This window comes from Mycobacteroides immunogenum (genome assembly GCF_001605725.1).
In the GTDB taxonomy this organism is placed as follows: Bacteria; Actinomycetota; Actinomycetes; order Mycobacteriales; family Mycobacteriaceae; genus Mycobacterium; species Mycobacterium immunogenum.
The window spans coordinates 3982299-4004540 of the sequence record NZ_CP011530.1; the positions used below are offsets into that span (position 1 = coordinate 3982299).

18 protein-coding genes are annotated in these 22242 nt (G+C 65.8%); 7 read left to right on the forward strand and 11 right to left on the reverse strand.

All coding sequences use genetic code 11. The features are described from left to right. Positions 1 to 71: 71 nt before the first annotated feature. Together ABG82_RS19955 and ABG82_RS19960 are read right to left on the reverse strand one after the other, a co-directional pair. The gene (locus ABG82_RS19955) at positions 72 to 3311 is read right to left on the reverse strand and encodes an ATP-dependent helicase (RefSeq protein WP_043077744.1); all 3240 of its coding nucleotides are present in this window, start codon (positions 3309 to 3311) and stop codon (positions 72 to 74) included. Then, positions 3308 to 6484, reverse strand: a complete 3177-nt coding sequence (locus ABG82_RS19960) for an ATP-dependent helicase (protein WP_043077647.1) — start codon at positions 6482 to 6484, stop codon at positions 3308 to 3310. Before ABG82_RS19960 ends, ABG82_RS19955 begins: the two co-directional genes overlap by 4 nt. 89 nt (positions 6485 to 6573) lie before the next feature. Between ABG82_RS19960 and ABG82_RS19965 the strand changes: the two genes are divergently transcribed. Together ABG82_RS19965 and ABG82_RS19970 are read left to right on the forward strand one after the other, a co-directional pair. Then, positions 6574 to 7356: an alpha/beta fold hydrolase gene (locus tag ABG82_RS19965; RefSeq protein WP_043077745.1), complete on the forward strand. Its 783-nt coding sequence runs from the start codon at positions 6574 to 6576 to the stop codon at positions 7354 to 7356. Positions 7357 to 7358: 2 nt separating this feature from the next. Further along, the gene (locus ABG82_RS19970) at positions 7359 to 7655 is read left to right on the forward strand and encodes an MGMT family protein (protein WP_043077648.1); all 297 of its coding nucleotides are present in this window, start codon (positions 7359 to 7361) and stop codon (positions 7653 to 7655) included. Here ABG82_RS19970 and ABG82_RS19975 read toward each other — a convergent pair. The 8 genes from ABG82_RS19975 to ABG82_RS20010 all read right to left on the reverse strand — a co-directional run bounded on the left by ABG82_RS19975 (position 7629) and on the right by ABG82_RS20010 (position 17356). Next, the gene (locus tag ABG82_RS19975) at positions 7629 to 8327 is read right to left on the reverse strand and encodes a sirohydrochlorin chelatase (RefSeq protein WP_043077649.1); all 699 of its coding nucleotides are present in this window, start codon (positions 8325 to 8327) and stop codon (positions 7629 to 7631) included. The genes ABG82_RS19970 and ABG82_RS19975 overlap by 27 nt on opposite strands. Beyond that, entirely contained in the window at positions 8320 to 9474 is a 1155-nt protein-coding gene (locus tag ABG82_RS19980; RefSeq protein WP_043077650.1) for a uroporphyrinogen-III synthase, read from the reverse strand. The genes ABG82_RS19975 and ABG82_RS19980 overlap by 8 nt, the downstream gene beginning before the upstream one ends. Beyond that, the gene (nirD, locus tag ABG82_RS19985) at positions 9464 to 9817 is read right to left on the reverse strand and encodes a nitrite reductase small subunit NirD (protein WP_043077651.1); all 354 of its coding nucleotides are present in this window, start codon (positions 9815 to 9817) and stop codon (positions 9464 to 9466) included. Before nirD ends, ABG82_RS19980 begins: the two co-directional genes overlap by 11 nt. A 127-nt stretch (positions 9818 to 9944) precedes the next feature. Next, a complete protein-coding gene (gene nirB / locus ABG82_RS19990) occupies positions 9945 to 12458 on the reverse strand; it encodes a nitrite reductase large subunit NirB (protein WP_043077746.1) in 2514 nt (837 codons plus the stop codon). Positions 12459 to 12463: 5 nt separating this feature from the next. Continuing rightward, positions 12464 to 13909: a nitrate/nitrite transporter gene (locus ABG82_RS19995; protein ID WP_043077652.1), complete on the reverse strand. Its 1446-nt coding sequence runs from the start codon at positions 13907 to 13909 to the stop codon at positions 12464 to 12466. Positions 13910 to 14090: 181 nt separating this feature from the next. Beyond that, positions 14091 to 14945, reverse strand: a complete 855-nt coding sequence (locus tag ABG82_RS20000; protein WP_043077653.1) for a TIGR02569 family protein — start codon at positions 14943 to 14945, stop codon at positions 14091 to 14093. Positions 14946 to 15055: 110 nt separating this feature from the next. Then, complete coding sequence (moeZ, locus tag ABG82_RS20005; protein ID WP_174544375.1) at positions 15056 to 16222, reverse strand: adenylyltransferase/sulfurtransferase MoeZ; 1167 nt, start codon at positions 16220 to 16222, stop codon at positions 15056 to 15058. Positions 16223 to 16312: 90 nt separating this feature from the next. Continuing rightward, positions 16313 to 17356: a DUF3152 domain-containing protein gene (locus ABG82_RS20010; RefSeq protein ID WP_043077747.1), complete on the reverse strand. Its 1044-nt coding sequence runs from the start codon at positions 17354 to 17356 to the stop codon at positions 16313 to 16315. A gap of 210 nt (positions 17357 to 17566) precedes the next feature. Between ABG82_RS20010 and ABG82_RS20015 the strand changes: the two genes are divergently transcribed. Beyond that, on the forward strand, positions 17567 to 18253 hold the full coding sequence (locus ABG82_RS20015) for a TetR/AcrR family transcriptional regulator (RefSeq protein ID WP_043077655.1): 687 nt from the start codon (positions 17567 to 17569) through the stop codon (positions 18251 to 18253). Positions 18254 to 18290: 37 nt separating this feature from the next. Here ABG82_RS20015 and ABG82_RS20020 read toward each other — a convergent pair whose 3' ends face one another. Next, positions 18291 to 18515 (reverse strand): DUF3107 domain-containing protein, encoded by a 225-nt coding sequence (locus ABG82_RS20020; RefSeq protein ID WP_043077656.1) that lies wholly within the window; start codon positions 18513 to 18515, stop codon positions 18291 to 18293. A 158-nt stretch (positions 18516 to 18673) separates the two neighbouring features. Between ABG82_RS20020 and ABG82_RS20025 the strand changes: the two genes are divergently transcribed. The 4 genes from ABG82_RS20025 to ABG82_RS20040 all read left to right on the forward strand — a co-directional run bounded on the left by ABG82_RS20025 (position 18674) and on the right by ABG82_RS20040 (position 22236). After that, on the forward strand, positions 18674 to 19405 hold the full coding sequence (locus ABG82_RS20025) for an MmpS family transport accessory protein (protein ID WP_043077657.1): 732 nt from the start codon (positions 18674 to 18676) through the stop codon (positions 19403 to 19405). Between the two features lie 522 nt (positions 19406 to 19927). Continuing rightward, entirely contained in the window at positions 19928 to 20362 is a 435-nt protein-coding gene (locus ABG82_RS20030) for a hypothetical protein (RefSeq protein ID WP_043077658.1), read from the forward strand. A 53-nt stretch (positions 20363 to 20415) separates the two neighbouring features. Next, positions 20416 to 20979, forward strand: coding sequence for a DUF3558 domain-containing protein (locus ABG82_RS20035; RefSeq protein WP_043077748.1), 564 nt, complete (start codon positions 20416 to 20418; stop codon positions 20977 to 20979). Between the two features lie 12 nt (positions 20980 to 20991). After that, the gene (locus tag ABG82_RS20040) at positions 20992 to 22236 is read left to right on the forward strand and encodes a hypothetical protein (protein ID WP_043077659.1); all 1245 of its coding nucleotides are present in this window, start codon (positions 20992 to 20994) and stop codon (positions 22234 to 22236) included. Positions 22237 to 22242 lie beyond the last annotated feature (6 nt).

Here is a 22242-nt window from a genome sequence, read left to right on the forward strand (position 1 = left end):
GTCAATCTACTCATATGGCGCGCCCGTGGTTCGCGTTGGCTGGTGACATACCGGCGAGGTTTGGGCAGATATCAATCTCGGGTCAGCTCTGCGAGCTCCTCCGCCTGCGGCAACTCGGGTAGCTCGGCCGGGGCGATGGTGCGGCCCGTGCGCACATAGTGGAATGCGGCGCGCACGCGTGCGGGATCGATTCCCCGTAACGACGCCCACGCACGCCGATACACGGCCAGCTGCAGCGCGGCGGCTTCCATCTCGTCGCCCGACGGCTCATGTCCGGTCTTCCAATCGACGACCGTCCACGTGTCGTCCGTCCCGCCGTCGGGTCCGAATACGGCGTCGATGCGGCCACGTACGACGGTTCCGGCAACGGAAATCTCGAAGGGCACCTCAACCTCGGCGGGGGATCGATCCGCCCACTCCGAGTCGAGGAACGCCACCTGCAGCGCCGCCAGATCTTCGGCGTCCTCGAAATTCCCGTGGCCGTCACCGGGCAGATCTTCGAAATCGATGAGCCGCACCGACCCGTAGTGGCGTTGCACCCAGGCGTGGAACGCGGTGCCGCGACGCGCTTCCAGGTCCGGGCGGGTAGGACGCGGACGTGTCAGCTTGCGTGCCAGGGCCTGAGGGTCCTGTCGCAGCTCCACCAGGCTTGTCACCGAAAGATGTTGAGGAAGAGACATTTCCGGGCGACGATGGGCCTGCTCACGTTCACGCAACAAGGCGTCGACGTCGGCCGCCCACCCCTCGACGTCATCATCGTCCGCCGCGGTCTGGGCTGCCTCACCGGCGCGTGCCTCCCGTACCAACCGGGCGCCGGCCTCGATGTCGCCGCGTCTGCCCGCAAGCGGATCAGCAGGCCATGCCGCTTCGACGGTCTGCTCGAGCATGGGATTGCGCTCACCGGCCGCGGGCTCGGGAGCCCACTGTTCGACAGTTCCGCAGGGAATGCCTTCGGCAGCCGCCGACTCGATGACATCGCGCAGCTCAACCAGAAAGTCTGATGGCCCCTTCGGTTTGAGCCCGGTCTGACCCCAGTGGTGCCCCGAGACGAACAGCTGCTCGGCGCAGCGGGTAACCGCCACATACAGCAGCCGCCGCTCTTCATCGATCCGGCGTGTGGCCAGGCTGTCCTTGTGGCGTGTGATGGCATCGGCGAGCTGTTTACGGTTGGTGATGCCCTCGGTATCCAGCTGCGGTACCCCGAAATGATCTCCCTGGGTGGCCCGATCGCCGCGGACCAACGGAGGTAGTTCGGTGGCGCTGGTCAGCCATGTCGGCGCGGCCACACCCGACGGGAACACCCCGGCGCTCAGGTGCGGTACGGCCACGACCTCCCATTCCAGCCCCTTGGCCGAATGCACGGTCAGGATCTGCACCCGCCCCGGGCTCGTCGCCACCTCCACGGGGGCAAGGCCCTTTTCGATCTCCCATGCGGCGTCCAGGTATTGCAAGAACGCGGTGACCACCCCCACCGGATCGCTCTGGTCGGCGGATTCGGCGAATCCGGCGGCGACATCGGTGAAAGCACGCAATTGGTCCATGCCGCCGTTGCGTTGTCCCGCGGCCAGTTCGACGTCCAATGCCAGTACGCGCTGCACCTCGCTGATCAGATCGGTGAGCGGCATACCGAGGCGCGCGCGCAACGCGGACAATTCCCGTCGCAGTGCGGTGAGCCGCGCCCAGCCCTCCGAGGAGTACTCGTCGGGCGTACCGGGATCGCTGATGGCATCGGCCAGGCACGGAACATCAGCTTCTTCTCCCCCGTCCTCGCCGATCATCCCGGACCCGCCGCGGCCGAAGCCCATCGCCCGCCGCCAGAGCACCACCAGGTCGTGGGCCCCGAGACGCCACCGGGGCCCGGTCAGCACTCGCAGGGCGGCAGGACCCGCCGTCGGGTCGGCAACAAGGCGCAGCATCGCGACGGTATCGGCAACCTCGGGCAGGCCGAGTAGACCGGTCAACCCAACCACCTCGACCGGAACACCTTGCGCAGCAAGCGCCTCCGCCATGGGTGCGGCGTCACCATTGCGCCTGACCAATACCGCCGCGGCCGGGGGGCGATTGCCCTCGCGATGTGCTTTCTCATAGACCGAGGCCAGTTGTGTTGCCACCCACTCTCGTTCGGCGGCGATGTCGCTGAACAACGCGCACGAGATGTGGCCGGACGTCGCATCCGGCCGGGGCCGCAGTGGCCGCACCGCCACCGAACGCCGCCGCGCCTCCTCGGACACGGCGTTGGCCAGATGCAAGGCCTCGGGTGGGTTACGCCAGCTGGTGCGTAACTCCAGGGTCGGCGCGGGCGTGCCATCCGGCAGCGGGAAATCGGTGGTGAATCGGGGCAGGTTGGTCGCCGAAGCGCCCCGCCAGCCGTAGATGGACTGGATCGGATCACCCACAGCGGTCAACGCCAACTCGGGATCGACACCACGCCCGAACAAGGACGACAACAAGACGCGTTGCGCGTGCCCGGTGTCCTGGTACTCGTCCAGCAGCACCACCCGGTAGCGGTCGCGCTGAGTCTGCCCGACAACGGGATGTCCGGCGGCCAACCGAGCCGACAACGACATCTGTGCACCGAAGTCGAGCACCCCGCGGGCGCGCATCAGCGCGATCAGCTGCTGCACGATCACAACGAGTTGTGTTCGCTCACGCTGTGTTTCGATCAACCGCAGCAACCAGGCGCTGGGCCCGCCGTCTCGCTGGCGCGGACCGGGCGGCAGGGTGAGAATCAGCTGTTCCAGCTCGTCGTGTGAGGACAGCAGATCGGTGGTGTCCACCAGATGCTCCGAGAGCTGACCGGCCAGCGCCAGCACCGCCGCGGTGACGGCACCAGGAGTTTTCTCGGTGTCCAGGTCGCCATCGAAATCACAGACCAGCCGGAAAGCCAGCTGCCACAGCTGCGTCTCCGTCAGCAGGCGCGCGTTGGGTTCCATCGGCAGCAGCAACCCGTGCTCGCGCAACAACGTTCCCGCATAAGCGTGATAGGTCGCGATGACGGGATCAGGCTCATCGGCGGCAACCGGGGCCAGAATCCCGCTTCCGGCCAGGCGGCCGAGGCGTGATCTGACACGGCGCAACAACTGACCCGCGGCCTTGCGGGTGAAGGTCAGACCGAGCACCTGGCCGGGGGTGGCGTAGCCATTGGCGAGCAGCCACACCACCCGGGCCGCCATGGTCTCCGTCTTGCCCGCGCCCGCTCCGGCGATCACCACCATGGGACCCGGGGGTGCCCCGATGACGGCCGCCTGTTCCTCGGTAGGTTCGAAAAGCCCAAGGGCCTTGGATAGCTCGGCCGGTGAATATGCGCTCACGGCTGACACACTGCCTGCCCGCCGGCCTGTGCGGGACAGCAGGTCCGCAAGGGGCAGTGCCCGCAACCGTCGTTGACCCGGGCGACGAACACCGGCCCCTGCGTGCTGGCCGCGGCATCGTGGATGGTCTGCCGCCAACCGTCCTGCACCGCCGGAGTCAACGGATCCTGGTGGCGTTGCGTGGCACCGGCATCGAGATTGGGTTTGGCGATGTACACCAGGCGGCCGCCACCGGGCTCACCCGCGGGTTCGCCGTCGATGAGCCCCTCGGCAGCGGCGACTTGGTATGCCGCGAGCTGGGCGTGTTGTTGCGCATCATCCTTGGTGGCAGGGCTTTTCCCGGTCTTGATATCGATGATGACGGGACGGCCCTGCGCATCGCGTTCCAACCGGTCGATGCGGCCAACCAGTCGCACCTGCGGGTGCCCGGCACGCGAAAGAACGCCGTCGACACCGATCTCACGGCCGACCTCGGTCAGTTCACCACGCGTCGACGCGCGCCAGGTGCTGAACGCCTCCAACAGTTCCTGGTGCCGCCGCAGCTCATTGCGCGCATACCACCGCGATTCGAACGGCATTGAGTCCCAAACTTTATCGAGTTCCCGGCGCATCGCGTCTGGATCCCCGGAGTGCACACCGACAAGCTCGTGCACCAAGGTGCCCAGCGCCCGGCGCGGATCGGTGAGATCGGTGCCGCCATGCCGTTCCAGCATCCAGCGCAATGGGCATGCCATCAAGGTCTCGACATTGGACGGCGACAAACGAACCGGACCGTCCTCAGCCAGCCACAGCGGCTGTGCACTGCTGACTTCGCTGAGGCCATACCAGGATTCCGGATCGGCGCCAGGAATGCCGGCGTCAGCGAGCCGGGCCAGTTGTGTCGCGGCGGCGCGGCGACGAGCCTCGGACACGGCACCGGCCGGGGCCGTGACGACGGCGCGCAGTTCTCCCACCAGATTCGCGGCGGTCAGGGCCCGCGATTCCGATGTGCCTGGCCGGTATTCGGGCATCACCCACTCCGGATGAGCGAGCATCAACTCGGTGAGGAAACGGGACGCCATCGCGGGTCCGCCCGCCATATCAGCGTTCTCGTTGTCGACGGCGGTGATCAGCACTCGCCGCGCCGCCCTGCCCACTGCCACAAGGAGTAGCCGGCGCTCCTCGGCAAGCGCCACCGCAGACCCGTCGGCATGAGCGGCATGGTCGATACCCGCCAGCACATCCATCAGCTCCTGAGTGCGCAGCACCCCACCCCGCACCGCTGTATTAGGCCAAAGCCCCTCTTGCACACCGGGGATCGCGACCACATCCCACTGACGCCCCACTGCGGCGTGCGCGCTGACGATGGCGACGGCATCGGATTCCAGCCGCGCCGTGCGCTGACCGGGCAGCGCCAGTGATCGGATGTGGTCGATCAGTCCCGCGACGCCAATCCCGGGGGTCCGCGCCACATGCTCGGAGGCCAGATCGAACAGCGCCGACACCGCGCCGAGATCCCGGTCGGCCTGAGTGCCCAGCGGACCACCGCGTTGGGACAACCCGTCCCAGCGCCGCTGTAGACCAGATCGCATCCACGCGGCCCACAGCACGTCGAGGACACTGGCACCGGCCACGATGGCCTCGCGTGCGGCACCGATCACCGCACGCACGCGGCGCAGCGGGGCAGCCTGGATATCAGTGAGCGCCGCGAGATGCGCCTCTGCGGAGTCCACTAGGACCGCGCGCAGCAGCTCCGCACTGCTCCGCTCGCCGCCCGCGGCCTCCTCCGCGCGCAGCAGCTGACGCCGTAACCGCCTGAGGGCCACCGGATCCACCCGCCCGATCGGGCCCGTCGCCAGTGTCACCGCATCATCGTCGGAAACACCACCCTGAGCAGCAGAAACCGCCACCAACAGCGCATGCACCGCAGGTACCGCGGCGACGGGGCCGTCATGCGACTCGGCGCGCACCGGAACACCTGCCGACTGCAGCGCCCGGCGCAGTGCCGCGCCGCTGCGCGGGACCGACCGGACTATGACAGCCATCTGCGACCACGGGACACCGTCGATCAAGTGGGATCGCCGCAGGAGATCGACGACCAGAGACGCTTCGGCGGTCTCGGTGGGCACGGTCGCAAGACGAACAGCGGCCGCGGCGTTGTCCGCTCCCTGGATTATCCGGGCCGGCGAGCTCCCGGGCAGCCGCCGGGCGACCGCGTTCGCGAGCTCGGCCACCGGCGCGGCGCATCGGTGCGAGGTATCGAGTTCGATGGTGACGGCACCTGCGTCGGCACCGATCTGCAACAGCTGAGTGTCGGCACCGCGAAACCCGAACACGGTTTGGTTGGGGTCGCCCGTGACGACACAGACGCCGGCCCTTTGAGCCAGTAGCCGCACCAGCAGCGCCGCCTGTGGGTCAAGATGATGGGCGTCGTCCACGAGAAGAAGATCGATGCGATCACACTCGGCGGCAAGGATTCCCGGTTCGACGGCGAAGATATCCAGCGCCAATCCGACCAGCTCGGCGGCGCCCAGCGCGGGCACCGTGGCCTGCGGGGCCGCCATCCCCACCGCCGACCGGAGCAGCATGACTTCCTCGTACTCTCGTGCGAGACCGGCGACCGCGATCCACTCCGGACGGTTATGCCGCCGACCGATCGCACGCAGCTCCCTGGCATCGACCCCGCGCTCGGTGCAACGGGCCATGAGATCGCGCACACCGGTGGCAAAGCCCGCCGTGGTCAACGCCGGGCGCAGCGCGTCGGGCCAGGAACCGGTGTTGTCTTCAGCGTTGCCGCACAACAATTCACGCACAATACTGTCCTGCTCGGCGGCGGTGATCAAACGTGGCGGCGGGTTACCCTGGCGCGCCGCATGGGCGGCAAGCACCGCGAAGGCATACGAGTGCACGGTGCGAACCATGGGCTCACGGATGGCGACATCGGCGCAACGCTCGAACACCGCGGCAGAAATCCGATCGCGTAGATCGGCGCTCGCCCGGTTGGAGCCCGTGAGCACGAGAACGGACTCCGGACTCGCACCAGCGGCAGTGTGCGCCGCCACCAGATCGACAAGCAGACTTGTCTTGCCGGTTCCGCTGCCACCGACCACCACGAAACGGCCCCGGCTGCCGGGGTCTAGAAGATCTGCCGCGGCACCGTCCCAGGATCGGGGCGAGGAGGACGGCGTTGGCATGTGCAAATCACAGCACGGGGGTCTGACAAGTGGACCTGACCTGGGATCCCACCGGCAGCTCTCGACCCCATCGTGGCAGGATTCAGCGGGTGACACCGACGCTGACCACCCATCGATACGGCCCCGACCAACCCGCACGTCTGCTGGCGTTGCACGGGCTTACCGGGCACGGCAGACGCTGGGCGCCGCTGTTCGATGAACACCTCACCGACGTCTCGGTCCTGGCCCCGGACCTGCTGGGGCACGGGCGCTCCCCCGCCACCGCACCCTGGTCACTTGAGGCACACGCCGACGCGGTCGCCGCCGTGCTCGACGAAGCCCAGACTGGTCCCGTCGTGGTGGTGGCGCACTCCTTTGGCGGTGCCACCGCGCTGCACCTCGCGGCCCGCCGGCCTGATCTGGTGAAGTCCCTGGTACTGCTGGATCCGGCGATCGGACTGGACGGCGACTGGATGCGACAGATCGCCGACCAGATGGTGGCCTATCCGGATTACACCGATCGGGCCGAGGCGAAATCGGACAAGGTGGCCGGAGCATGGTCGGACGTCCCGGATCATGTCATCGAGACCGAACTCGACGAGCATCTGATCGAACTACCCAACGGCCGGTGGGGCTGGCGAATGAGCCTGCCCGCCGTGGTGACGGCCTGGAGCGAGCTGGCCCGCGATATTGCCCTACCCGCCAACATCATTCGGGTCACCCTGCTGCGTGCCACCCGCACCTCGCCGCCCTACGTAATACCCGAACTATTGGACGCATTGCGGGCCGCACTCGGTGACCGTTTCGAGCTGGTCGACATCGACTGCGATCACATGGTGTCGCAGTCTCGGCCCGCCGAAACCGCCGCCGCGATACGGTCACACCTGGAGTAATCATGGCAGCGGTCACCGACGAACAAGTGGAGCTGGTGCGCTCATTGGTCGCGTCCATACCCGCCGGGCGGGTGGCTACTTACGGCGATATCGCCGATGCGGCAGGGCTTTCCAGCGCACGCATCGTGGGCTGGATCATGCGCACCGACTCCGCGGACCTGCCCTGGCATCGCGTCATCGGTGCCAGCGGGCGCCCCGCACCGCACATCCGCACCCGTCAGCTCGAACTACTCAGGGCCGAGGGCGTGCTTGCCGTGGACGGACGAATCGCGCTACGCGACGTCCGCCACGGTTTCTAGCTCTCCCGACGCCACGGCCGCCGAGGCGAAACGCCGCACCAGTAGATCCACGATCTGCGGGTGTACACCCAGTGGTTGCGCGACACCATCGGCACCGCATTCGGTGAGGCGTTGCTGAAACAGACCATGCGCCAATAGATATGACGCGATGAAAACCCGGCGGCCCGCCGATCGCACCTCCGCGACGACGTCGGACACCCTCGGCTCCCCTGTCGCGATGTACCCCACTTTCACGGGGCCGGTGTGCCGGGCCAGCATGCTTGCCGCGGTGTGAACCTCATGGCGGGCACGGGGATCGGAGGAACCCGCCGCCGCGAACACCACCGCGTCACCGCGGCGCCATCCGGCCTGACGCAATCGTTCCGCCATGACCCTGGCCAAGACCGGATCTGGTCCCAAGGTTTGCGTCACGGCCACCTCGGGATGCCCACTCAACGCGACGTGTTCCGGAATATCGTGGTGCACATGGTATCCCGATGCCAAAAAGGCCGGAAGCAGTACCGCGGGACCATCAATCGTCGAGAGCACCTCCGACGGTGTGGGACCCAAAACATCGACAAAGGCGGTGCGCACCGAACCGACACGCCGCGATACCGCCTCGGCAAGCGCGGCGATGTTCTCCACACCGGCCGCCGACCGGGTGCCATGGGCCACCAATACGAGCTCAGCCATGACATTCCCCAATCGTGGTCGGATCGATCGCCAACCGGTAACCCCGCTTGACCACTGTCTGAATAACTTTCGGCGCGCCGAGTGCGGCGCGCAACCGCGTCATGGCCGTCTCGACGGCGTGGGTGTCATCCCCGCCACCAGGCAGCGCGGCCAGCAGATCCTCCCGGGACACCACCTGACCGGGGCGCACCATCATCCGCTTCATCAACGCCATACCCGCCGGCGAGATCTGCCGCGTCTCCCCGTCGACCGCAATTCCACAACTGCGCACGCTGACGATGTGCCCTCCCGCGTGGAAACGTGGTGCCCGCCTTGTCAGTTCGTCGGCGATATGCCTGGCCAACGCGCCCAGTCGGGCTCGTTCGGGTTGCGTCGTGGGCACACCCAGCACTTCCAGCGGCGCGGCCGTCACCGGTCCGACGCACAGCGGCGCCACCCGGGCCCGCAGCGCCGACAGCAGCTCGTCCAATCGACCGGTTGCCTTGGCGCGACCCAACATCGAGGCCACCGCGGGCGCACTCGTGAAACTGATTCCGTCCAGCTCAGCATTGATCGCCATGGAGATCATGCGGTCCATGGGCCGCTGATCCTCCGGCGGCTCCCAGCGATACACCGGCACCCGGATCACCTGCGCACCAGCGATGGTCAGCGCCTCACACAGATCGGCGATGGGCTCCCACTCGGTAGCGGCACCATGCAGTTGCACGGCGATGCGCTTCCCCTCGACACCCTCCTCGAGCAGACGATCCAGCACTTCCGCCGACGACTCGGAGCCAGGCGACCACTCCTCGCGAAGACCGGCCTGCCGGATCGCCCCGGTGGCTTTGGGTCCACGGGCGACCAAACGGCCGGATTCCAGCGCCGACTTGAGCCCATCGGCCACACCCCACTCATCGGCCGCCTCGATCCAGCCTCGGAAACCGATGCCGGTGGTGGCCACCGTCAGATCGGGCGGATCGGCGATGACGAGTTCTGTGGCGTCCCGTAGCTCGGCATCGTCGGCCAGCGGGATGATCCGAATGGCCGCGGCATGCACCACCGCCGCGCCACGGCGCTCCAACAGTGCGATCAGTTCCTCGGAACGGCGCGCAGCGGTAACACCGATCGTGAACCCGTCGAGCCGCCGTTCTTGCTCGCTACGCGGCAACCGCGTTCCGGTGTCGGCTTCTGAGCATTCCGATTTCGACGTTTCCATTGATCACCCGCACCTCGAAGACTGGCAACCGGCGCGACGCATCATCGAGACAACGCCCGTCAATAAGCGAGAAGACCTGCTTGAGCAGTGGCGACGCCACCGTCGGCTCCCCACCACGGTCACCGGTCAGGCCGCGCGCCATCACGGCGGCCTGCCCGTATGGATCGATGTTACCGACCGCGTACAGCTCCCCAGTGGGCAGCAAGAACAGCGCGGCCTGCACATCATCCGGAAGTAATACCGCAGCACCCCGGCCAGGGGTGAGCGAATCCACCGCACACACCGTCGACCACACGTACTGGTACCGCCTCAGTCGCGGGCGAGCTTCCAGGATTGTCATCTCCGGCCTTTCTTCTCGTTTTCTACGCGATATGTCATGTCTACCCACCTTGTGTTACCCCGGTATTACCGGTGCCTGCGTGTCACGTTGCGGAATCGGCTGCGGCCCGGAATCCGGGAGTCCCCAGCAGCACCGGCACCTTCCGCGGCCCGCTCTCGTCGAACGCGATGGTCGAATCAAGCTCGTCGGGCGCATTCACGAATGACACGAACCGCCGCAGCTTGTCCGGGTCAGCGAGGACAGCCGCCCATTCGTCCTGGTAGCCATCCACATGGCTGGCCATCGCCGCTTCCAGTTCGTCTGCGATACCGAGCGAGTCCTCACAGACCACCGCGCGGATGTGATCCAAGCCACCCTCGATGGCCTCCTGCCAGGGTGCCGTGCGCTGCAGCCGGTCCGCGGTGCGGATGTAGAACATCAAGTACCTGTCGATGTACTTGATCAGCGTCTCCGAATCCAGATCACCGGCAAGCAGTTTGGCATGCATAGGTGTCGCTCCACCGTTGCCGCCGACGTACAGATTCCAGCCGTTCTCGGTGGCGATGACACCGACATCCTTGCCGCGAGCCTCGGCACACTCCCGGGCACACCCGGATACGCCCATCTTCAGCTTGTGCGGGGAACGCAGCCCGCGGTAACGCAATTCGAGTTCAACGGCCATGCCGACCGAATCTTGAACCCCATATCGGCACCAGGTGGACCCGACGCAGCTCTTCACCGTGCGCAGCGACTTGCCGTAGGCATGGCCGGATTCCATGCCCGCGTCGATGAGTCGCTTCCAGATAAGCGGAAGCTGCTCGACGCGGGCACCGAACAGGTCGATGCGCTGACCGCCGGTGATTTTGGTGTACAGCCCGAAATCCCGCGCGATCTCACCGATGACGATGAGCTTCTCCGGGGTTACCTCACCACCGGGCAGTCGTGGCACCACCGAGTAGGTGCCGTTCTTCTGCATGTTGGCCAGGAAATGGTCGTTGGTGTCCTGCAGCCCGGCCTGTTCGCCCTCCAGGATGTGATCGCTGGACGTCGAAGCCAGGATGGATGCGACCGTGGGCTTGCAGATATCGCAACCAGTTCCCTTGCCATGCTTGGCGATCAGTTCCGAGAAGGTCCGGATACCCGTCACCTGTACCACCTGGAACAGTTCGGCACGCGACTGCTCGAAGTGCTCACAGAGCGCCTTGGACTGCTCGACACCTTGCGCGGCAAGGATCTGCTTGAGCATGGGAATGCAGCTACCGCAGGACGTTCCGGCACAGGTGGCCGCCTTCAGGGCAGGGACGTCGGTAGCGCCGTCACAGATGGCTCCGCAGATCGCGCCCTTGGTGACGGCGTTGCACGAGCAGATCTGCGCGTCGTCCGGGAGCGCGCCGACGCCGATCTCCGCACCCGATGGTGCGATCAGGGCGGCCGGGTCTGCCGGCAGCTCCCGGCCCAGCATGGGCCGCAAGGTGCCATACGCACTGGCGTCGCCGACCAGGATGCCACCCAACAGGGTTCGCGCATCATCGGAGACCACGAGTTTGGCGTAGGTGCCCTTGGTGGCGTCGTTGAAGACGACCTCCAGCGCGCCGTCGGCGGTCGCGTGAGCATCACCGAAGCTTGCGACATCGACCCCGAGCAGCTTGAGCTTGGTGGACAGGTCGGCCCCCGGGAACTCGGCGGTTCCGCCGAGCAGCCGGTCCGCGACGATCTCTGCCGTGGTGTAGCCGGGTGCGACCAGCCCGTAGCAGCGCCCCTCGATCGCGGCGACCTCACCGATCGCATAGATGTGCAGATCGCTTGTCAGGCAGCCGCGGTCGGTGAAGATGCCACCACGCTCGGCCAGCTCCAGGCCACTATCGCGGGCCAGCTCGTCGCGGGGCCGGATACCGGCCGAGAACACCAGCACCGAGGCATCGATCGTGGTGCCGTCCGACAGTTGCACCGCGAGGCTGCCATCCGCGGCCGTCTCAATGGCCTTGGTAGAGACACTGGTGTGCACCGTCAACCCGAGATCGGTCACCAATCGGGTGAGCAGCGCGCCACCGCCCTCGTCGACCTGCAGGTGCATCAGCCGGGGATTGAGCTCCACAACGTGCGGTGCCAATCCCATGAGGCGCAGCGCGTTTGCGGCCTCCAAGCCGAGCAGTCCGCCGCCGATGACGACACCCGCCGAGCCGGGCGACTTGTCCGCGGTGGCCTTGATGGCGTCCAGATCATCCATGGTCCGATAGACGAAGCAGCCCTCGGCGTCGCCGCCTGGTACCGGCGGCACGAAGGGGTATGACCCCGTCGCCATGACCAGCGCGTCATAGTCCAGCACGGTGCCGGCCTCGGTGGTGACTGTCTGATTGGTGCGGTCGATGCCGACCACCCGGTCCCCAAGGTGCACAGTCACCATCGGGTCGTCGGCGTAATCGTTTCCGGTGAGCGCCAGCGTGTCCCGGTCCCAGCTGTCGATGTACGAGGACAGCGCCACCCGGTCGTAGGCGGCATCGGCTTCCTCGCCCAAGACGGTGATCTGCCATTGGTCGGTGGCATCGCGCTCACGCAGTACCTGCACGAATCGGTGCCCGACCATTCCATGGCCGATGACGACGACTTTCTTGTTCATGAGTTTCACACCGCCACTTCATTTTTGGAACTGGAGATCACCGGAAGGGATACCGCCACAGGCCGTCGCACGTACGCGTACCAGGTGACCACGGCGCACACGACATAGAAGATGAGGAACACCCAGAACGCCATGGTGGCCGATTTGGCGGCACTGAGATACGAGGCGCGGAGCACCAGGTTGATGCCGACACCGCCCAGGGCCCCGATCGCCCCCGCCACTCCGATCAGCGCACCCGACATGGTGCGCGACCAGGTCTCGTCATGCCCGCCGCTGCGCGCCTTGGCCGCGAAAACCGAGGGAATCATCTTGTACACCGAGCCATTACCGATTCCGGAGACGACAAACAAGATGATGAACCCGATGACGTAGGCGGTCATGATCGATCCGGAGGGTGCCCCGGCACCTCGATCGCTGATGGTGCCCGCGGTCACCAGAATTCCGGCGCCGAAGATCATGGAGACGAAGGCGTACAGCGAGATCTTTCCGCCGCCGGTGCGGTCGGACAACCAGCCGCCGAAGGGACGGGCGAGCGAGCCGAGTAGCGGCCCGATGAAGGCGATCTGAGCGGCGTGCAGCGAGGCCTGCGCGGCGGCTTGGGCCGGGGTCAGTCCGCTATGCGACAGCCCGGCAAGGAAATTCAGCTGCAGCACCTGGCCGAACGCGAAGCTGAAGCCGATGAAGGAACCAAAGGTGCCGATGTAGAGGAAGGCGATGATCCATGAGTCCCGGTACTTCATCACATCGATCAGCGAGCGGCCGTCGGTCTTCTGGTCGGCCAGGTTGTCCATGAACAGGGCCGCACCCACCGCCGCGAACGCGATCAGCACCAGATAGATGGCGCAGACCCACTGCGGTGAGCGGTTCCCGAGGGTGGCGATGACCAGCAGGCCGATCACCTGAATCACCGGCACCCCGATGTTCCCGCCGCCCGCGTTCAGTCCGAGCGCCCAGCCCTTGAACCGTTGCGGGTAGAAGGCATTGATATTGGTCATGGAGGAGGCGAAGTTTCCGCCGCCGAACCCGGCGACCGCGGCCACGATCATGAACGTGGTGTACGAGGTCTCCGGATGCGCCATGAAGTACAGCGTCAGCGCGGTCGGAACGGCCAGCACCAGCGCACTGAAGACCGTCCAGTTACGGCCGCCGAACCACGCGGTGGCGAAGGTGTACGGCAACCGCAGCACCGCCCCCACCAGCGTCGGCATGGCCACCAGGAAGAATTTTCCGGCAGCGTCGATGTGATAGACGTTCTGCGGCATGAACAGGACCATCACCGACCAGATGGACCACACCGAGAACCCGACGTGCTCGGCCACCACCGACCAGATCAGGTTGCGGCGTGCGACTTTCGCGCCACCGTTATCCCAGGCGACGACGTCCTCGGGATCCCAGTTCTCAATCCAGCGTCCGCGCCGTGCAATTGGGGCTGCTGCCGTGTTGTTCGCCATGCAAGCACGGTAGGAAAACCTTGTTGCGTGGGCGCTGCTGGCGATGACCGAGCCATCACATCTCGCTCACATGAGTCTGTCATGTGACGGTGAGCAGTGATCCGGATCACTGCGCGAGCATGCTCAAATACGCGCTTTTCCGGCGTTATCCGGGCGAATTCGGCATGCTCCCCGACGACGGCTAGAGCGTCAACCGCACCAGCGCCGCGGTCCGCGCCAGTCCCGGGAAGGACTGCGACGAGGAACGCGGATGCAAGGCATGCACCGCCAGCCGGAAGATCAACGCACGCAACAGCATCTGCGGCCATTCCGGCAGCGTCGCCCACCGCTCGATGAGGCCGTCGTCCGCGTCGCCCCAGGAGAGCGCGTCCACCACAGCGACACCGGCCGCCCAAGAGGCGGGACGCCAGTACGGCGTGATGTCGGTGATACCGGGCGCGGCAGCGCCCGCGAAAAGCACAGTCCCGTAGAGGTCTCCGTGCACCAGCTGGGGCGGGCTCTTGGTGGGCCGGCGCAGGCTGGCCAGTTGGTTGATCAGGTCGATGGATCGCTGACCGTCGGGCGAGCCGGGCGATACCCGCGCCGCCGAAGGCCACGACTGCAACGGCCGGTCCTCCCAGGCCGCGCGATCAGCGGCGATGAAGACATCAACGTCTGCCCACGGCGCCACCGGAGGCTGCGTGAGAAAACGGGGACGTTCCAGCTTCGACGTGGCCTCATGCAGGCGCACCGAGAGTGATACGACCTCGTCATGTCGGGGCTCAGGAGCACCCGCGACGAATGTGTCCGCGCGCCAACCCGATACGACATAGCGTCCGTCGGTGGATCGGACCGGCCGCGCCAGCCGCACCCCGTCGACAAACAACGTGTCGCGCACCTTGGCCGACCACGCGGCACGCGCATGGTCGGCTACCAGGGACAACACCACTTCGCCGCACCGCCAGCCGCCCTCCCATGTCGGGCCGAGCTGGACTGGCTTGACGCCGCTGAGCCCGTAGGTCGCGAGCACGTGCTCGGGCGGGCGGTCCTCAGTCACGCGGCATACGTTACCGCCTGCAATGAACTGGGTTGTGTTCGCTCGCCGTTCGTGTCGGCAGTCACAGGTGGCACGTCCGCCGTATCCGGCTGTTGCTGGTGTCCGGCAGGTCAGTACATGACCATGTCGGGGTCCACCTGCTTGGCCCAGGCGGCGATGCCGCCCTGCAGGTGCACCGCATCCGCGAAGCCCGCCTTTTTGACGGCCACGAGCGCCTCTGCCGACCGAATACCCGTCTTGCAGTAGAGCACCGCCTGACGGTCCTGCGGCAGCTTGGCCAGGCCGTCTCCGGACTCAAGGGTCGATTTGGGCACCAGCTCTGCACCGTCGATGTGCACGATGTCCCACTCGACCGGTTCGCGCACGTCGATCAGCGCGACCTTCTTGTCGGCATCGAGCAATTCGCGCAGCTCACGCGGGGTGATGGTGGAATCCGCGACGGCCGCGGAGGCCTCGTCGCTGATCACGCCGCAGAACGCGTCGTAGTCGATGAGCTCGGTGATCTTGGGTGTGGCCGGGTCCTTACGGATCTTGATGGTCCGGTAGGTCATGTCGAGCGCGTCGTACACCATGAGCCGCCCGAGCAGCGAGTCACCGATTCCGGTGATGAGCTTGATGGCCTCGGTTCCCATCACCGACGCGATGGAGGCGCACAGGATGCCCAGCACGCCGCCCTCGGCGCACGAGGGCACCATGCCCGGTGGCGGCGGCTCGGGGTACAGGTCGCGGTAATTCAGGCCGAGCCCGTCGGGCGCGTCCTCCCAGAAGACCGACACCTGTCCCTCGAAGCGATAGATGGAACCCCACACGTACGGCTTGTGCGCCAGCACGGCGGCGTCGTTGACGAGGTAACGCGTCGCGAAGTTATCGGTGCCGTCCAGGATCAGGTCGTACTGCCCAAACAGCTCGACGGCGTTTTCCGGGTCCAGACGCAGTTCGTGCAGCCGCACCTCGACGAGAGGATTGATCTCCAACACCGAATCACGCGCGCTCTGCGCCTTGGACCTGCCGATATCGGACTGGCCGTGGATGATCTGGCGCTGCAGGTTGGACTCATCGACCACGTCGAACTCGACGATCCCGATGGTGCCGACACCAGCGGCGGCCAGGTACAGCAGAGTCGGGGACCCGAGGCCTCCGGCCCCGATGACCAGGACCTTGGCGTTCTTGAGGCGTTTCTGCCCGTCCACACCCAGGTCGGGAATGATCAGATGCCGGCTGTACCGGGCGACTTCTTCGCGGGTCAGTTCCGCGGCGGGACTTACCAACGGCGGCAATGTGGGCACCGTGACTCCTGATGATTGAGGGCTACAGCAGCATCAACAGTATCGGGATGCCAACCCTTCCCGGACCCAGACCGGGTGCCATCACGGAATCGGATACGGCCAGGGGTTGGTGCGGCACGTCTTGCCGTCGGGCTTGATCGAGTCGGGATCGAACTTCGCGGCGACATCGTTGCTGGTGCTGAACGTCTGCTGCATCATCACCGGCGCCAGCTGTCCGTCCTGCTCGCAGGGCTCATGGCTGCGGTAGCCGATGGCGTGCCCCACCTCGTGGTTGATGACGTACTGGCGATAGGAGGTGATATCTCCCTGGAACGGGACCGCGCCGCGCACCCAGCGTGCCTCATTGATGAACACGCGCCGCTCGCCGTTCTCACCGTATCGCGGGTTATAGCAGGAGGATTCGAGCTGGATCTCGTACCCACAACCATCCCGCACGGTATCCGGCGAGGTCAGCGAGATCCGGAAATCGGGTGAGCCCGAATCGACCCGGATGAACGCGAACTGCGGATTGTGCGTCCAGCTCTTCTGGCTGGCCAAGGTCTGCGTCGCCATCCGCGCGAACGCCTCATCGCCATCGAAACCCATGGTGTCGATGCCGTCCTCGACCTCGATGGTGTACGAGAAGACCTTCGCGGCACCTTGCCCGATCTGAGGGGTGGTGCCCGGCACGATGTGCCACGTCCGGGCCCCCTGCGCGGTGAAGGGCTCGCCTTCGGGCAGCACACCGTCGGGCAGGCTCGCGTCGAACTGGGTGAGCCCCTTGGGCGGCGCGCCGATGATGGCGTCCCCGAGCGCCCCGATGGAGGGCGGATCCGCGACCGGCTCATTGGGGCCATCGGCGCCCGCATGCACATGTTCGCGCTGCGTGACGGTCTGGTACCCGACGAAGACCGTCAACGCGACCAGCAACGGGATGGCGTACGCGCGCCACCCGTAAGTAGAGATGAAACGCCCGAGCCAGGTCTGCTTGCGCCAGCGGTCACGATCACGCCGATCGGAGCGGATGCGGCCGCTGCCCTCGGCCAGCGGATCGCGCTGGGCGCGCAGCGGCTCGTAGCGTTCAGAGGACTCCTGCACCGGGAGCCGACTCATGGATGAGCCGCTTGCGCGCAGAGAATCGTCCAAGGTTTCTGGCATGGACCTACGATTATGCGCCCATTGGTGCCGGTCGTAGGTCACCGAGCAAGAATGGCATAGCGACAAGCCATCCCGCCTCGGGCACGCCGCCGGGGCCCAGGAGTACTGTCTGTAGTTCGGGTCCAAGCGGATTGAATGACCGCTTGAGTGAGATGGCGTGGGCGGCGATGTAGGCGTCCGCGCGCAGAGGATAAGGACATGCGTGATCTTGCGAATCTGGCTGGGCGTCGGGGCAGGGTGAACTCGACGGTGGCAACGCAGGACTCGACTCAAGGAAACACACGCCGTGGCGGGCGGCTGCCCCGCGATGAGCGGCGCGGCCAGCTGGTTGGATCGGCCAGCGAGATATTCGTCGACCGCGGCTACCACGCCGCCGGCATGGACGAAATCGCCGACCGCGCGGGTGTAAGTAAACCCGTTCTTTACCAACACTTTCCGAGCAAGCTTGAGCTCTATCTGGCGGTGCTGCACAAGCACGCGGACAACCTGGTGTCCAGCGTGCGCCAGGCGCTGCGCACCACCACCGACAACCGTCAGCGGCTGCGCGCCGCCGTGATGGCTTTCTTCGACTTCGTCGAGCACGACAGCCAGGGCTACCGGCTGATCTTCGAAAACGACCTGGTGGGCGTCCCGCAGGTCACCGAACGCGTCGAGGGTGCCATCAGCGCCTGCACCGACGCAGTGTTTGACCTGGTCAGCCACGATTCCGGGCTTGATCCCCACCATGCGCGGATGGTGGCCGTCGGTCTGGTGGGAATCAGCCAGGTCAGCGCGCGCTACTGGCTGGACAACGAAAAGCCCATCTCCAAGGACGACGCTGTCAATGCCACCGTCGGGTTCGCTTGGGGCGGGCTCTCACACGTGCCGCTGCAGCCGCTCGGCTAGCGTCCGGAAGGCCGGAGCGAGCCGAGCGCGGCAGGGCTCAGCCGCTGAAGCCGACGCGGCGCGTGTCGGCTGCGCCGATCTCCACGTAGGCGATCCGGGCCGCGGCGATCAGGTACTTGCGCCCCTTCTCGTCGGTGAGGTTCAGCACATCCGATTCCTTGGCCAGCGCCGCCGATACGACCTTTTCGACGTCAGCCGGGGTCTGATCGCTAGAAATGACCAGCTCGCGCGGGCTATCTGTGACACCGATCTTGATCTCCACCAGGGCACCTTTCCAAGTTCGTCGAGCTCGTATCGACGAGGTTAGCCGACGCGGTTTCGGCCGACACACCTCGCATGATCGCGGCCGCTCATTAGTCACAGCAGTAACATCAGTATCAGGTTTAACATTTGATGTGGGGCTGAGAGGAAGCGCTGATCATGGTCGGTTATCGCGGAGATTCTCGGTACTCGAGCGACTACGAGCCGTACGACGACCCGTACAACTCGGAGACCACCCCGCAGTCCACCGAGTACTCGGGTCTGGACGAGGACTTCGAGTACCGGCCACCCGGCTCGAACGAGAACTGGAAATGGGTCGCGTCGATCGCCGGGGCCGTGTTCGCCATCGCCGTGATCGCGACAGCGGTGGTGCTCAGCGGCGGCAACGAAAAGCCGCCGGCTGCCGCGGTCACCACGCCCGTGCCCTCGCTGACCCCGGCGACCACCACTGCCGCCCCGGCGCCGCCCCCGGCCGCGACGTCCGCCGCACCCTCGACGACCACCGTGACCAGCACACCCGTGCAGGAGACGCCGACCGTGGAGCCGACCACCGAGGCACCACCGCCTGAGCCGCCGCCGTCAAACCCGATGCTGCCGCCCGAGGGCCAGCGGCCGATCACACCCGCGGCATTCGCCTACTACGTGACCGGTAACCAGACTCCTGGCGATCTGCTGACCATCACCTACACCGACGGCAACGGCGTGACACGCACCGTGCTCGGCGCCTCGCTCCCGTGGACCATGATCGTGACACCAAGTCCCGGGATCACCGGCGGCTCGATCACCGCGACAAGCTTCGCGAGCCAGGTCAACTGCTCGATCACCAACAGCGAAAGCCAGATGCTGGCCGTGCAGAACAGCAACAGCATCATCGCCCGCTGCGCCAAGTAGGACCTCTGGCTGCTGTTTTCCACATGTCGCCGGGACCGGGAGCACCCGTTGCCCGGAAACGACACCACGATAGGCCGCCCTACGGTCGCCGCACACACTGTGCAGCCGCCCACCGCCGCGAAGATATTGAGAAGTGTTGTGGCGGATCGGAGTTCAGCGACCGTGATCCGCGCGCGGGGTCACGCCGCCAGCGCCTACCACAACGTAGCCCAACACCCACGCCACGCGATGACGTGTTCGGCCTCGGGTTTGGGCCCAAATAGCCCCGAAACAAAAAGTCGCCAGCGGGAGTCAATACACCAAACTCACGATCACCATCCTGAATCCCCTGCCGCCGACCGACCCGCGCAGCCCGGCTGTCCGCTCTTCGCATCCCGGGCGCTCGCCGACACTCGTTTCCACCAGTAGGCGGCGGACATCTGTCTGCGGTTTCAGGGTCTTGCTAGAAAGATGGAACCAAAATTGGGGTAGGCGACGTCGTACCCCAGTGAGAGCAGAGTTCTACCTGGGAGGGACGACGAGATGGCGCCGCCGGAACAGCCGCGGGAACCACACAAATTCGACTACAACTCGCTGCCCGAAGCCGATAGAAAACGTCTAGAGGCCCAGGCGCGCACCACCCTGCATATGGAACCCGAGGCGGGGCAAACTATGGCCAAGCTCATGCTCGATGCCAAGCACCAAATCGACCAAGCAATCCAGAAAGCAACGAGCTGCGACGTACATGAGGGCTTCAATCCAAAGCTCAGTACCGGAAGCGATGTGACACAGCATTACGGCCGTGAATCGAAACTCGTGCTGGCTGAACTGATAGCTGCAAGCGAAGGCTGCAAGCACATGGCAGACCAGTTTCTTGCCATGGAGTACGCGTATCTGAACAGTGAAGCCAACAACACAACCAAGTTCGGCAAGTGGCAAGGTCCGGACGGCAAGGACACCACCTGGATCGAGGTCTGATGTTCCATCTCCGGCACCGCGGCAACAGCGCAGTAACTGGGCTGGCTGCCGTAATGATCGTTGCGGGGTGCGGCACGACAGTCGACGGCCAGCCCACCCTGGGCGGAATGCACGCGACATCTACAGGCGGGTCTAGCTCAGCGACGACCACCAGCCCTACTGTTACCAACACTCTGCGCGGCCCGCATGCACCCCCAAACAGCCGCAACGATGGAACATCATTCGACCCATGCCTGGCCTACTCGGCGGAGCAAATCAAATCGTGGGGACTTGATCCTGAATACGTCGAGGACCAAGGGGGGCCCGACGAAATCGCCCGCGGATGCCGCTGGAATGCGGACGGCTGGAGTGCTTCCCAGACGGTCATCAACCGGCCCATCAGTGACTATCTCAATGCGCAGCGGTACCCCGGAGCGCATGCGGTCGAGATTGACGGACTGCACGGAGCCGTCTTCGGCGACATTGCGGGGGACGTCAGCTGTAACGTCGCCCTACCGTCTCAACAAGCAATAGTGATCACCGGCGTTCTAGTGCTCGGCGCCAAGGACGTTGTCCCAGATCCATGTAAGAAAGCCATCGACATCGCGACGCAGACCGCGCCACGATTACCCAGGTGACGAGGAGGGGCCATGGGAGACGACGGATGGAAAGGCAAGGAACACGCGACGATCGTCGGTGATCTTGAAAAACTTGTCCCGGAAGATGCGCGCAAGGCTGGGGAGGCTTGGCATGCCGTCAGCCAATTTGCCAAGGAGGCAAACAGGTATCTGTCCAACGCTAGGGACAAGATCACCGACGGTAACGATTTCTGGACCGGTGAAGGCCCCCACGCCGCGTACGAGAATCTCGATAGCGTCTACAAGAAGACTATCGAACCGCCAGAACTCGCCGAGAAGGTTAGCGGCAATCTCTACGACGACGCGGGCACCCTCGCCAGCGCGAAAAGAGTGGCCGAAACTAATCCCGAACCCAAGTTTTCGCCAATACCGGCGACCCTACCGATTGCGACACAACAGGTTATTCGCTTCCAAGAAGAGATTGCCCGACAACAGGCCCTTACGAAGATTCGAGACGAGGCGCAGGCCCAATACACCGACGCCCTCGGAAGGCGCCGGACAAGCATGACTGATCAACTCAACGACGAGCAGCCGAAGTATCCACCCGGTGGCGGCGGACCGATCCAGCCCGGCACGGGCGGCGGTGGTGGTGGTGGAGGTCAGGGTGGCGGGAACCAGCCCGGCACCGGGACCAACGACAAGCTCAACCCCGATACCGACGGCAAGACCAAACCAGCATTCGACGCGGGACAAGGCCAGGGCGGCGGTCAAGGAGGCGGCCAGGGTTCCGGCTCGGGTGGCGGCAGCCCCGCTGGAGGCGGCGCGGGTAGCGGCTCAGGCCTGGGCTCCGGACTGGGCAGCGACCCCAAGGGCGGCGGCTCCGGCTACTCACCGCTGGGTAATACGACCGCAGCCGGATACAGCCCAACCTCCGCGGCCGGAACCGCAACCGGCATGGGGGCAGGGGCACTCCGCGGTGGTGGGCTCCCACCGGGCGCCAGCTTGGGAACCGGCGGCGCGGGCTCCGGCGCTGGCGGCGCGGGTATGCGTGGCGGCGGAATGGGCATGGGCGGAATGGGCATGGCACCCATGGCCGGTGCCCATGGCAAAGCCGGCAAGGGCGAGGGCGACGACGAACACGAAACCCCCGGCTACCTCATCAATATCGACAACGGCAGCGATCTGTTCGGGGACCTACCCAAGGCCTCACCTGGCGTCATTGGCGACTGGTCCGAACACGATGAGGTCGAGAAGCGCCGCGAGGAAGCCGAAATCAAGCGCTACAAGTCGATGGGCTGGAACGTCAAGTGGCAGTAGCCATCG